The sequence below is a fragment of the Aestuariispira insulae genome, assembly GCF_003385955.1.
GTDB lineage: Bacteria > Pseudomonadota > Alphaproteobacteria > UBA8366 > Aestuariispiraceae > Aestuariispira > Aestuariispira insulae.
On sequence record NZ_QRDW01000001.1, the window covers coordinates 711,652 to 724,796 of the forward strand.

Genomic DNA, 13,145 nt, shown 5'->3' on the forward strand with positions numbered 1-13,145 from the left:
CGGCAAGAGGCCATTCATCCGGCAGACAGATCATAGCAGATAAATAGGTGCCTCGCTATAAGGCTGAGGGCTTAATGGCCCAGAAACTGGCCGATCATGACATAGAGCACAATCGCGACGGTCATGAGCGCCAATGTGCCGTTCACCATGATCCTGGTACGCTCCTGCTGAATCGCACCGATGATCCGGTCTCCTGCCCAGGTCCAGACCATATTCACCGGAATACCGATGGACACGAATATGGCGCCAAGAATCATGGATTGCACCATCAGGGGGGACAATTCCGGGTCGGTGAACTGAGTCATGGCTGTGGTCACTGTCGCCCAGGTTTTCGGATTGAACACATGGGTCAACACGCCCTTGAAAAAGCCGGCCTGCCCCTGGTCCAGCTGTGCCGAATTATCCGTCTGCGGCGGTTTGGACCGGGCAATTTTCCAGGCAAGATACAAAAGATACACCCCACTCAACAGGATGAAGACCATACGCATGCCGGGCATAACCGCGAACAAGGCCCCGATCCCCAACCCCACCAGGGACAATACCACCAGGAAGCCGCAATTGACCCCGATAATGAACTGCATTGACCGGCGCACCCCGAAATGCGCCCCCATGGTCAACAGGATCATATTGGTCGGCCCCGGCGTTGAAATCATCATCAGGGCAAACAGGCTGGCCGGGATCAGCGCTTCAATGGGGAAAAGAACAGGCATTGTACATCTCCAACGGATCGGATTTGGTCTGCCATATTATTTGCGCCTTGATTGTTCATTGAACAATATTTAAATTGTTCTAATGACAATAATGGAAATGATCCGGGACAATGCGCCCGAAACCGGCCCGAAATATCCCCATCTGGAACAATTGTTCCGCCGGGCGATCGAGGATGGTACGCTGACACCCGGTGACAAACTGCCGCCGTTGCGCCAGGCCTCCTGGGAGGCCGGTTGCTCGCTTGGTACCATGGCGCGCGTCTACTCCGCGCTGGAACGCCAGGGGCTGGTCACCTCGGAAGTGGGCCGCGGCACCTTCGTCAAGGAACCGGACAGTCTTACCGCCAATGTGATCCTGCCGCCCGGCAGCGGCGGGTCGGCGGACCTCTCCATGATCAATCTGGTGCAAAATGAGATTCATCATTCGCAAGCCGAGAACCTGGTGCGTCAGGCCATGGCACGTGCAGCGGAAAAACTGCCCAGCGTGATGATCACAGGCTATGGCGACGGCAGCGGCCATCATGAGATGAAACCTCGCCTCATGCCCCTGCTTGATCCGTCATTGCAGGATCTGAATCCCGGCGACTTGATCCTAACCCATGGGGTCCAGCATGCGCTCTACACTATTCTCAGCCGAATGGCCGGCAAAGGCGACGGGGTTGCGGTCGAACCGCTTTCCTATCCCGGCATCCGCGCTATCATCGCCCAGCATGGCCTGACCTGCCATTCGGTGGAAACGGACGAAGACGGTATCCTGCCGGATTCGCTGGACATGGTTTGCCGCGATGGGCGTGTGCGGTTGCTCCTCACCTCACCGACCGGCCAGAATCCCACCGGCATCACCACAAGCCTGGAACGGCGGCAGGCGATCTGCGAGGTCGCGCGTCGGCGGGATCTTCTGATCGTGGAGGATGATATCTATGGCCATCTCTACCCCGAAAGCCCGCCGCCCTATGCCGCCCTGCTGCCCGAGCAATCCATTTACCTGACCGGTCTGTCCAAGCGGGTCGCACCGGCACTCAGGGTCGGGCTTGCCCTGGTGCCGACCCGTCAAAACCTGCTGATGGCCCAGACCATCACCACCCAATGCTGGATGGTGTCCCCTTTGCTGGCCGCTGCCGCCGCCGACATCGCGGAACGCGATGACCAGCTGTCAAAGATGGCGGATGACTGCATCGCGCGGTCCAAAGCCCGCGCCGCCACCCTCAGCAAACGCCTGGGCGGTCTGGTTCAGGGGATTGAGGCCTGCCGCCCCCATGCCTGGATCACCCTGCCCGAAGGTGTCACGGATGAAATGCTGGAACCCATAGCCAAAAGCCATGGGGTTTTGATCACTGAAGGTTACCGCTTTTCAAACCGCATCATCGCCGATCATGGCCATATCCGTGTCGCCCTGCTCTCCTGCCCGACAGACCGGCAGTTTGAATTGGGTATTGAACGGCTGGCCCTGGCGCTCGAACAAATCCGGCAGCAGGCCGAGCCCGCGCCGGACATGTCCTTCGTCTGATTGTTTCGGTTAGGCGCGGTCGATCCGCGCGCTGTAGCAGTTATTCAGGGTGGAGCGCACATGGATATAGGCGATATCCGGATTACCGCTGAACAATTCCTTTGCATAGGCTTCAATCCCGTCCGGCTCCACATTCCGGCCCGTGCCATAGACAATCCGGTCATTGGCGTAATAGCCCTTCATTAGATAGCTGGGGCGCTTCTTGAAGCTTTCCGGGGTCTGGTCGGTTTCCCCATGGCGCTGGCAGGATTTCGCATGCAGGAAGATCGGGCCGGTTTCCGCATAGGGCTGGTCTTCGGCAAAGGGCTTGTAAGCCAGGATCAGGAAAGGCTCGTCCTTGCCCACATCCTCCAGACAGTGGCGGCACGGAACCCCCTCTCCATCCGAGATCTGGGTTTCCGGCTTCATGCCATAAGCATCTTCGCCCCCGGCCCAAAACTTCATCGCATCTTCAGTCGGCATCGCGGAAAATTTAATGTCGGTCATCGCTCTAGGCTCCTGTCAGTTTGTGTGTCTGACAGGAGAATGCCAAGCCTGGATTTTCAAACCCACCCGATACTTGCGATTCGATTTTTTTTGAGCCTATTTCCGAATTTGTCTATCAATCCAGACTATGAAGACTCCTCTCGGTGACAAGACAATGGTTGGTAATGAAGCTTAAAAAAATGAATGCGGAATCGATAAATCCTATTCGCGTAATTCTGATTGCAGCCATGATATTAAACCTCATCATCACTGCATATCTTGTACAAACGAACTATCGGTCGGTGATCTGCGAAACCGGCATATTGTCAACTTCGGTTCCCTTCCAAATGATTGCATGGCTCCTGCTAGCGATTTCACTGCCTTTTGTCCGCCACAGAGCATTCCCACGAAAACTTGGAGTATTCACAGTCTGCGTAAACCTTTGGACGATCGGTGTTACCGTGTATTTGGGCTACTGTTTCAGTTGCTCATCCGAATGTATCTGACCTTACGGAAAGAGTCAGAAACTAAGCCGCAGCTAAATCCGGAAACGCCTCGGCCAGGGCCGCCTCATCGGCCTTGACCACGCCGCGCTCGGTGATCAGAGCAGTGACATATTTCGCCGGGGTCACATCAAAGGCAGGGTTTCCGGCCTGGGTGGTTTCCGGCGTGATCAGGATGGTCTCGACCCGGCCGTCGGCGGTTTTGCCGGTCAGATGGGTCACCTCTTCCCCGCCGCGCTCTTCAATCGGGATTTCCTTCACCCCGTCCATCACCGTCCAGTCGATGGTGGTGGAAGGCAGCGCCACATAAAATGGCACATCATTATCATGCGCTGCCAGGGCTTTCAGATAGGTGCCGATCTTGTTGCAGACATCGCCCTTCGCGGTCGTGCGGTCGGTGCCGACAATGCACATATCCACCTGCCCATGCTGCATCAGATGACCACCGGCATTGTCGACGATTAGGGTATGCGGCACTCCATGATGGCCCAGTTCATAGGCGGTCAGGCTGGCGCCCTGATTGCGCGGCCGGGTCTCATCGACCCAGACATGGACATTGATGCCCTCTTCATGGGCCATATATACCGGCGCGGTTGCCGTGCCCCAATCAACGGTGGCCAGCCAGCCCGCATTGCAATGAGTCAGGATATTGACCGGCTCACCATCCTTCTTGGTCTTTGCGATCTCGCGGATGATTTCCAGGCCGCTACGGCCGATCCCTTCCGAGATCATCACATCCTCATCACAGATCAGCGCCGCCTCGCGATAAGCAAAATCCTCGCGCTCTTTCGGTGCCAGATAGCGCAGCTTGCCGCGCATCCGGTCCAGCGCCCAGCGCAGATTGACCGCCGTCGGGCGGGTTGCCAGCAGATGGTCATAGGCCTTGCCCAGGTTCATGTCGCTGGGGTCCTCCCGCATGGCCAGTGCCATGCCGTAAGCCGCCGTCGCACCGATCAGGGGCGCGCCGCGCACCAGCATATCCTTAATCGCAACACCGGCTTCTTCCATGGACCACAGGGTCACAGTCTCAAACGCGTAGGGCAGCTTGGTCTGGTCGATGATCTCCACGCCCCAGCCGTCTTCCGCCAGCCAGATGGTACGATAATGGGTGCCATTGATTTTCATGCCGCTTATCCCTTATTCGGCTGCTTGCCGTAAGTTTTGAATTTTTCCAGGACCTCAGCCATCTGATCGTCGCTCAGAATGACTGGCTCGCCCATCTGGAGGGCGGTGTAATATTGCTTGGCCAGCCCCTCGACTTCAACCGCCAGCGCCAGCGCCTTGCAAAGATCCGCGCCAAAACCAATATAGCCATGATTGGCCAGCAGGCAGGCTTTGCGTCCTTCCATGGCTTTCAACATCGTTTCGGAAAGCTCGGCAGATCCAAAGGTGGCATAATCGGAGCAACGGATATCCGTGCCGCCTGCCACCGCGATCATATAATGAAAGCAAGGGATGCCGCGGCGCAATGTAGCCAGCGCGGTCGCGTGGGCCGAATGGGTATGGACCACCGCACCAGCCTCTGCCCTGGAAGCATAAATGTCCCGGTGCATGCGCCACTCACTCGAGGGCAGCAGATCGCCCTTGTGACCGCCGTTCAAATCCATCTCGACAATTTTCTCCGGCGTCAAATCCTCATAGGGCACCCCCGATGGTGTCACCAGGAAACCCTCGCCAAAACGCGCGGAGACATTGCCTGATGTGCCATGGTTGATGCCGCTGGCATTCATTGACAAGCATGTGTCGATGATTTGCTGGGAGAGACTATACTTATTCTCAGTCACCCTTTGGCTGCTCCTTTGATCGAGAAGAACTGTCCGGATCCCGTGCCGCAAAGGTCAATGCCATCGGATCGCCTGAGAGAAGAGCAGCGTTTCGAATTTCATCTTCATGTCCCGGCATTTCGGCATGGTTCATTTGTGCCGAAGTCCAGGTCAGCGCCAACAGCAGATCCATCATTATGAACAGGCCCAGCGCGCTCGCCCAATTAGTTGCAAGCAACAGCGGAAGCAGGGAGAGGCCTGTGCCAACAAACCAGACGCGTCGCAAGACGATCATCTTGCGGTCCGGCGCTTTTAACAAAAGCGGGTGAAAAATAATCATGCCCCAAACGAATGTGGAAACGACCCGGAAAAAGAGCGAAGCCAACAGCCAAGCGACCCAAAGAAGACACACCAGATAAATCTGAGTCTTGCCAAATCCAAATCCGAAAAAAATGATGCCTGAGATCACCAGCAAAAACCCGAGTAAACTGACCAGCTTTTGCGTTAAGCTCGGTTTATTTCGCATCGAGAGGATCCAATTGCCATAAAGGCCTGACGCCTGCTTCTTTGCATCGGGTTCCATTTTGTCCTCAGTAACCATCAATCCCCCCAAGATCGCTTACCGGCTGTGCGAATCAGCGAACACCCTCGCGATATAGCATATAAGTATAGGCATCGCGCAAAGCCACATAGGATGCATCGATGATGTTGGCGGAAACCCCGACGGTTGACCAGCGGTGGCCTTCCGCATCGGCGCTTTCAATGACCACACGGGTCACCGCGTCGGTGCCGGTGCCGTCGGCCCGGGGCGGCATGATGCGCACCTTATAATCCACCAGATGCATATGCTGCAGGGTCGGATAGCATTCGACCAAGGCCTGGCGCAGGGCGACATCCAGCGCGTTGACCGGGCCATTGCCCATGGCAACGCGCATGACTTCCTCTTCCTTGACCTTTACCGTGACGGTGGCCTCGGATTCGGTGACCAGCTCGCCCCTGGCGGACCAGCGACGATCATCCATCACCCGGAAACGGGACAGGCGGAAATAGACCGGCACCTCGCCCATGGCCTTTCTCGCCAGAAGCTCAAAGCTGGCTTCCGCACCGTCATAGGCATAACCCTTGAATTCCTGCTGTTTCAGGCTGTCCAGCAACAGACGAATTTTATCCTCGCCCGGCATCTCGATCCCCAGATCATCCAAACGGGCCAGCAGGTTCGACCGGCCCGCCTGGTCGGACACCACGATATGGCGGCGGTTGCCGACGCATTCCGGTTCCACATGCTCATAGGTTTTTGGATCTTTCGCCACGGCGGAAACATGCAGCCCGCCCTTATGGGCAAAGGCGCTCTCGCCCACATAGGCCTGATGGCGGTTGGGCGCGCGATTGAGCCGCTCGTCCAGCATACGCGACAGATGGGTAAGTTTTTTCAGGTTGACCGGACTGATACCGGTGTCAAAACCCATCTTAATCATCAGGCTGGGAATCAGCGACATCATATTGGCATTGCCGCAACGTTCGCCCAGTCCGTTGATGGTGCCTTGAACCTGGCGCGCACCGCCCCGCACGGCGGCCAGAGAATTCGCAACCGCCTGCTCAGTGTCGTTATGGGCGTGGATGCCCAGATGGTCGCCCGGCACATGTTTGCTCACTTCGCGCACGATCCGCTCTACCTCGTCGGGCATGGTGCCGCCATTGGTGTCACATAAAACAATCCAGCGCGCGCCCGCTTCATAAGCGGCGGTTATGCATTTCAACGCGAACTGCGGGTTGGCCTTATACCCGTCGAAAAAATGTTCCGCGTCATACATGGCTTCACCCTTGCGGGCATGGCCAAAGGCAATGGAATCGCGGATCATGGCGACATTCTCGTCATGCTCGATTTCCAACGCCACATCCACGTGGAAATCCCACGCCTTGCCGACCAGACAGAGCGCATTGGCCTTGGAATTGACCAGCGGGGCCAGTCCCGGATCATTTTCCGCGCTGCGGCCGGGCCGACGCGTCATGCCAAAAGCCACCAGCTTGGCGCCTTTCAGCTTAGGCGGCTCAGTGAAAAACGTGTCGTCGGTCGGGTTTGCGCCCGGCCAGCCGCCTTCCACATAATCGATGCCGATCTCGTCCAATGCTTCTGCGATGGCGATCTTGTCCGCCACAGAGAAATCAACGCCGGTGGTCTGCGCACCATCCCGCAGGGTGGTATCGAACAAATAAATGCGATCGGCCATGGATCAGCCCTCCCTTAACTACGGCGCCATTCGGTTTTGCCGCCGGGCTTGTCTTCCAGCACGATACCACGGGCGGTCAATTCATCGCGCACCGCATCGGCGGTGGCAAAATCTTTTGCCGCCTTCGCGTCAGCCCGTTTTTGAATCAAAGCCTCGATCTCGCCCGCATCATCATCCCCGGCATCGCCCTTGAACCAGGCTTCCGGATCCTGTTGCAGGATCCCCAGCAAACGTCCGGCCAGTTCGACCCGACCTTTTGCCGCCGCTTTATCGGCATCTGTTGCTGCTTTATTCAGATCACCGACAGCCTCATGCAAGGCCGCCATGGCTTTGGCGGTATTCACATCATCCGTCAGGGCATCCAGCACCGGATCACTGTCGGTTATGACCGCTTCCACATCCGCCACCTCACGAAGCGCGCCATACATGCGGTCCAGCATGGCTTTGGCCTCGCGCAGTTTGTCCTTGGAGAAATCCAGCGGCTGGCGGTAATGGGTCTGCAGGATAACCAACCGCAATGCTTCGCCAGGGAAATCTTCCAGCAATTCATGGACGGTGTAGAAATTGCCAAGCGACTTGGACATTTTCTCGCCTTCCGACATCAGATAGCCGTTATGCATCCAGTATTTGGCAAAACCGCGATCGGCCTCATTCCCACAGCAGGATTGCGCCACCTCATTCTGGTGATGCGGGAAAATCAGATCGAGCCCGCCGCCATGAATGTCGAAACTCTCACCCAGATGCTTGGCAGACATGGCCGAGCATTCGATATGCCAACCCGGACGGCCACGGCCCCAGGGGCTATCCCAGCCGGGGGTATCGTCATCTGAGGGTTTCCACAGCACAAAGTCGGCAGCGTTCTTTTTGTAAGGGGCAACCTCGACACGCGCGCCCGCTTCCAATTCTTCCAGATCCTTATTGGCAAATTTGCCGTAATCATCCCAGGATTTGGTGTCGAACAGGACATGGCCTTCCGCCGCATAGGCGTGGCCGCGCGCGATCAGGCGAGCAATGATATCCTGCATTTCTTGGATATGCTCTGTCGCCCTGGGCTGGACATCCGGCTCAAGGCAACCAATCGCCTTGGCATCGCTTTGGAACTGATCATTGGTGCGTTCGGTCAGATCGCGGATGCTTTCGCCATTCTCTCTGGCGCGCGCGTTGATCTTGTCATCCACATCCGTGATGTTGCGGACATATTTGACCGACGGATAGCTGGCCTTCAGCAGGCGATAGAGGACATCGAACACCACCAGCGGGCGTGCATTGCCGATATGGATATAGTCATAGACCGTCGGTCCGCAGACATACAGACGCACATCGTTAGCATCGATGGGTTCAAACGCCACCTTTTCACGGCGCGCGGTATCATAAATTTTCAAAGACATGGTCTCTCAGGTCCGGTGTCAGCACAGCTTACTCAAATCTCAGGCGTGTTTAGCCCAAAGAGAGCTGCTTATTCAAGCAAATGACGGATTTTACGGGACCTGGACGGCGTCAATGGCCGGATACGACTGTTGACGGGTCCCGTTATCTGGACCGGCGACAACAGTCGCGTCTAATTTTCACGGGTTTTGCCTGCATATTTGCAGACATGGTCTGGATAGCCAATGCAGCCAACACAATCGCAGCACCAAGGAAGGGTGCAACTTCGATCAGTTGAGAAAATACCTGCATTATAGTCCCCGTTACTTTGTTGCTGTTGCGAGGACTATAGCCGTGCCCAACTGGGCTTACAACAGTCCTTTGCAGAAATATGTCAGAATCTTCTTAACCTTTTGAGAAATGGGTCATTTTCTTACCCACCGCACACCATTTTCAGCCCTTCGGACAGGATTGGAGCGCATCCTCCATCGCACGCGCCAGATGGCGTGACCGCCCCCCGAACCCGTCAATGCCCTGTTTCAGAGAAACCAGTTTTTCCTGATAAACCGTGACACCAGCCCCCAGTCCCGCCATCGCTTTTTTCAAGTCCTTCAGCGTCGCCCGATAGTCGGCAAGATTCTTTTGCAACTGCCGCTGGGCCTGTTCCAGGTTTGTAGTGACCCGTTGCAAACGGGTACCATCGGGATCATCGTTATCATTGGCCGTTGATGCATTGATTGGGGACAGGGCGTTTTTCAAACGGGCGAATGGTCTCTGTTCCATGGATGGCTCCTATGTGCTGCAAGGTTAATAGTCGTTTCCCGTTCCATCGCAAAATCTGGTTGCGCTTCCCATCACCCTTCTCTTTTACGCCCTCTGCCCTTCACCGGATCACCCCATCATCCGGCATATGTCCAAAACAAAAGACACAGTATTTTATCGCTTATTAACCTGGGTATCGTATAATCAAATCAAACCGCTATTGCTGATGGGATGATCATGTTCAGTCAGTTGCTCAAATTAACCGGTTGCTGTTTCCTGTTCCTCCTCGCAGGAATATCTGCCAAGGCAGATACCCTGATCGTTGCGGTAAATCACGCGCCTCCCTATCGCATTATCAGCGGATACACATCAAAACCGGCCTATTCCGGTATTTACATCGATATCTTCCGTGAAGTGGCCAAACGGGCCAAGATCACCATTACCTATAAGGAAGTCCCGTTCAAACGGGCGCTCAGCATGATGGAAGCGGGCACGGCCGATATCATGCTGGGACCGAACCGCACCCCCGAACGCGAAGCCTATATGATCTATCTGGATGCAGAACTGCCGAGGGAAACCAAGGCTTTTTACCTGCATCCCGATGCGCCGGATATCAAATCCTATGATGGATTGTCCGGCTTCTCCGTTTATGTCCTGCGGGGCGCGCGCTATTTCGACCCGTTTGATCAAGACCAGGCGATGAAAAAAATCGCCGTCAATGATTATGCGGTCGCCCTGCGCAGTCTGCGCCGCCATAAAGATCGGACCAGCATCATTCCCGAACAGCAGGGCGATTACCTGATGCGGGAGCTGGGTTTTCCGTTAAAAAAAGCCAGCTATCACGCCCCTGGTAAAATCTCCTATATCGCCCTGTCGCGGCAATCCGCCTTCCTTGATGAAAAGGTTCGGTTCGAACGGTTGCTGACAGAGATGGAGAAAAGCGGCGCTATCGATCAGATCGTTGCCCAATATCGCTGACGATTGGGAGAGAGGGGCGGTTTTACCCGCCCCTTTTTATCAGGCAGGCATCGCTTCGGACATCTGTTTTTCCATAGCTTTGGGATCCGCCCTGAAACCGGCATACATTTCCTGCGAGGCCTGATCCGGGAAAGTATCCTCTTCTCCGGCCAGGAAACCTTCCAAAACACGACGGGCCACCACCGCCGGCGCTGTTTTTTCCATATCCACCGCTGCGGTCATGTCCGTCTCTATCGGTCCAGGATAAACGCCCACCACGTGGGTTCCCTGTTTCTCCAACTCCGACCGCGCTCCTTGGGTCAGGAAATGTGTCGCCGCTTTCGAAGCGCTATAACTGCCCAGGGCCGGAAAATTGAAATAGGAGGCAATGGAAGCAATATTGATGATGCCCCCTCCGCCATTTTCCCGAAGCGCCGACGCAAATGCACGGATCATCATCAGCGGGGCAAAATAGTTAACCTCCATTTCATCACGCGCAACCTTGATATCCTCCGGCTTCAGGAAGCCGGAGAAACCCGCAATGCCCGCGTTATTGATCAGCAAGGAGACATCCTTCAAATCAGCCGCAAGCGCATTAATTGCCACATGGTCCGTGACATCCAGGCGCACCGGCACGACCCGATCATCCTGGAAATCCGCCTGGAGTGTCTCAATCGACCGGGCTGCCGCGTAAACCTTTTTAACGCCCATTTCCAGCAGGGTTTCAACAAATGCCTTGCCAAGCCCGCGGTTGGCACCCGTCACCAAGGCCACTTGATTTTCAATCTTCGCCATCTTTCTTCCTTTCCTGGAAAGCAGTTCAATATTTAAATACCGATTGGTATTAAATTATCTGCTTGCGGAAAGAATGCAAGAGAATAAAATACTGATCGGTAATTTAATTTGGAAAGAACCCCCATGCCCCGTGGCAGACCAAGAAAAACGGATCCCGAAGAAGCCCTGGAAGCCGCGATGACCCTTTTCTGGGAAAAGGGGTTTGACGGCACATCCATGAGTGACCTGACCGAGGCGACAGGTATGGCCAAGCCGGGTCTGTATGCCAATTTCGGTGACAAGGAAGCGCTCTATGCAAAAGCGCTGGATCATTATTTCAATGCGCTCGGAAAACCCTTATTGGATGATTTTTGCAATCATCCGGGAGATTACAGAGCCGCGATCCGGTCAATCCTCGAAACCGTCGCCGATGCAGTCACCGGCGGAGATTATCCCTGTGGGTGTTTTGTCGCCAATTCCCTGGTGGAGAATAGTCATTTACCTGAAAGCCTGGGCAATCTCGGCAAGGATCTGGATGGCCGACGCAGGGATGCGTTTCACCAGCGACTGTCACTGGCAAAGACCAAGGGGGAGCTATCCCAAGATGCGGAGATTGACAGCCTGGCCGACTATTTTTCCGGACAGGTTCTTGCACTTGCGGTCATGGGTCGGGCGGGGACCGACCGGGCGGTATTGCAGAATTTCGTCAACACCGCCCTATCCGTTCTGCCTGAAAGAGGCTGAGTTTAACCCTTCAAACGCTCAGTTGCCCTCTCACGCCCCATCAAGGGCAGCAGGTCTTTCAATTCCGGCCCGTTATCCCGCCCGGTGAGCGCCTTGCGGATCGGCAGGAATAGTTGCTTGCCTTTGCGGCCTGACGCCTCTTTCACTTTTGAGATCCAGTCCTTGTAGACATCCTGCGGCCAATCCCCTTCCGGCAGCAGATCCGCTGCATCGTTCAAGAAAGGCCGGTCTTCACCATCAGCCACCGGCGCAATATCGCCAAAACAGACATCATGCCAATAGAGGGCATCACTAATCACTTCGATATTGCCACGGATCGCGAGCCAAAATTCTTCACTGACCGTGCCCAGCCCCAGTCGGCCAAGGCGGCTCTGCACCTCGTCCAGCGGCAGATGATGCAAGACCTTGGCATTCAGAGCAGCCAGTTCGGTCGGCTCATAGCGCGGGCTGGACCGGCCAAAAGCGCCGATATCAAAATCGCGCGCCAGATCAGCCGACGTTTCCGAGCCATCGGGGGCATGCGGTGTGCCCAGCTTCGCCAGATAGGCCATGACCGCGCGCGGTTCCGTGCCCGCCTCACGCATTTCACGCAAAGACAAACTGCCCAGCCGTTTTGACAGTCCCTTGCCATCCGCCCCCATCATCAGCGGGGTGTGGGCAAAGGCCGGCACGGCAAAACCCAGCGCCTCGAACAACTGCACTTGGACGGCTGTATTGGCCACATGGTCTTCCCCCCGGATAACATGAGTGATGCCAAGTTCACCATCATCAATCACAGAGGAAAGCGTATAGAGCGGACGACCATCCTCGCGAATCAGCACCGGATCAGAGAGGTGGCCAGGTTCAAAATGCACCGATCCCCGGCCCAGATCATCCCATTCCACGGCGACATCATTCAGCTTGAAACGCCAGTGAGGTTTGCGACCCTCCGCTTCCAGCTTGGCCCGTTCCTCGTCACCCAGCGTAAAACCGGCCCGGTCGTATACCGGTGCCTGCCCTTTACCCAACTGGATCTTGCGTTTCAGCTCCAGTTCCTCCGGGGTTTCATAACAGGCATACAGCCGGCCATCGGCCTTCAATTTTTCAACGCCGGCGTCATAGCGGCCATAGCGGTCGGATTGGCGGGCGAATTCATCATGATCCATGCCAAGCCATTCCAGATCAGCCATGATCCCTTCTTCATAGGCCTTGGTGCTGCGGGCTTCATCCGTATCATCCATACGCAGCAGGAACTGCCCGCCGGAATGCCGGGCAAACAGCCAGTTCATGATGGCGACGCGGGCATTGCCAACATGCATCTCACCGGTGGGGCTGGGGGCGAAACGAACTTTCACAGACATGGAAAAAACCTGTTTTCTAATATGTTA

The 13,145-nt window shown here is 55.8% G+C and carries 13 protein-coding genes; 3 read left to right on the forward strand and 10 right to left on the reverse strand.

Annotated elements, in window-relative coordinates; genetic code table 11:
- Nucleotides 1-71 precede the first annotated feature (71 nt).
- A complete protein-coding gene (locus DFP90_RS03565; RefSeq protein WP_115935017.1) occupies nt 72-710 on the reverse strand; it encodes a LysE family translocator in 639 nt (212 codons plus the stop codon).
- Nucleotides 711-792: 82 nt separating this feature from the next.
- On the opposite strand from DFP90_RS03565, the gene DFP90_RS03570 reads away from it, so the two are divergent.
- Nucleotides 793-2,217 carry an aminotransferase-like domain-containing protein gene (locus DFP90_RS03570; RefSeq protein ID WP_115935018.1) on the forward strand — a complete coding sequence of 475 codons (1,425 nt, stop codon included), beginning with the start codon at nt 793-795 and terminating at the stop codon, nt 2,215-2,217.
- Between the two features lie 9 nt (nt 2,218-2,226).
- Here the strand turns inward: DFP90_RS03570 and DFP90_RS03575 are convergent, their stop codons facing one another.
- From DFP90_RS03575 to DFP90_RS03605, 7 genes are all read right to left on the reverse strand, one after another.
- Nucleotides 2,227-2,703, reverse strand: coding sequence for a DUF1203 domain-containing protein (locus tag DFP90_RS03575; protein ID WP_115935019.1), 477 nt, complete (start codon nt 2,701-2,703; stop codon nt 2,227-2,229).
- A 506-nt stretch (nt 2,704-3,209) separates the two neighbouring features.
- Complete coding sequence (gene mtnA, locus DFP90_RS03580; protein WP_115935020.1) at nt 3,210-4,310, reverse strand: S-methyl-5-thioribose-1-phosphate isomerase; 1,101 nt, start codon at nt 4,308-4,310, stop codon at nt 3,210-3,212.
- 5 nt (nt 4,311-4,315) lie between these two features.
- Nucleotides 4,316-4,969 (reverse strand): class II aldolase/adducin family protein, encoded by a 654-nt coding sequence (locus DFP90_RS03585; RefSeq protein ID WP_218044558.1) that lies wholly within the window; start codon nt 4,967-4,969, stop codon nt 4,316-4,318.
- On the reverse strand, nt 4,962-5,549 hold the full coding sequence (locus DFP90_RS03590) for a hypothetical protein (RefSeq protein WP_115935022.1): 588 nt from the start codon (nt 5,547-5,549) through the stop codon (nt 4,962-4,964). The genes DFP90_RS03585 and DFP90_RS03590 overlap by 8 nt, the downstream gene beginning before the upstream one ends.
- Nucleotides 5,550-5,583: 34 nt before the next feature.
- A complete protein-coding gene (gene cimA, locus DFP90_RS03595) occupies nt 5,584-7,176 on the reverse strand; it encodes a citramalate synthase (RefSeq protein ID WP_115935023.1) in 1,593 nt (530 codons plus the stop codon).
- A gap of 14 nt (nt 7,177-7,190) precedes the next feature.
- On the reverse strand, nt 7,191-8,564 hold the full coding sequence (gene cysS, locus DFP90_RS03600; protein ID WP_115935024.1) for a cysteine--tRNA ligase: 1,374 nt from the start codon (nt 8,562-8,564) through the stop codon (nt 7,191-7,193).
- 430 nt (nt 8,565-8,994) lie between these two features.
- Nucleotides 8,995-9,324, reverse strand: coding sequence for a hypothetical protein (locus DFP90_RS03605; RefSeq protein WP_115935025.1), 330 nt, complete (start codon nt 9,322-9,324; stop codon nt 8,995-8,997).
- Between the two features lie 216 nt (nt 9,325-9,540).
- On the opposite strand from DFP90_RS03605, the gene DFP90_RS03610 reads away from it, so the two are divergent.
- A complete protein-coding gene (locus DFP90_RS03610) occupies nt 9,541-10,281 on the forward strand; it encodes a substrate-binding periplasmic protein (protein ID WP_181905171.1) in 741 nt (246 codons plus the stop codon).
- A 39-nt stretch (nt 10,282-10,320) separates the two neighbouring features.
- On the opposite strand, the gene DFP90_RS03615 is transcribed toward DFP90_RS03610, so the two are convergent.
- Nucleotides 10,321-11,055 carry an SDR family oxidoreductase gene (locus DFP90_RS03615; RefSeq protein WP_115935027.1) on the reverse strand — a complete coding sequence of 245 codons (735 nt, stop codon included), beginning with the start codon at nt 11,053-11,055 and terminating at the stop codon, nt 10,321-10,323.
- A 123-nt stretch (nt 11,056-11,178) separates the two neighbouring features.
- On the opposite strand from DFP90_RS03615, the gene DFP90_RS03620 reads away from it, so the two are divergent.
- On the forward strand, nt 11,179-11,778 hold the full coding sequence (locus tag DFP90_RS03620) for a TetR/AcrR family transcriptional regulator (protein WP_115935028.1): 600 nt from the start codon (nt 11,179-11,181) through the stop codon (nt 11,776-11,778).
- Between the two features lie 2 nt (nt 11,779-11,780).
- On the opposite strand, the gene gltX is transcribed toward DFP90_RS03620, so the two are convergent.
- On the reverse strand, nt 11,781-13,118 hold the full coding sequence (gene gltX, locus DFP90_RS03625) for a glutamate--tRNA ligase (RefSeq protein WP_115935029.1): 1,338 nt from the start codon (nt 13,116-13,118) through the stop codon (nt 11,781-11,783).
- Nucleotides 13,119-13,145 lie beyond the last annotated feature (27 nt).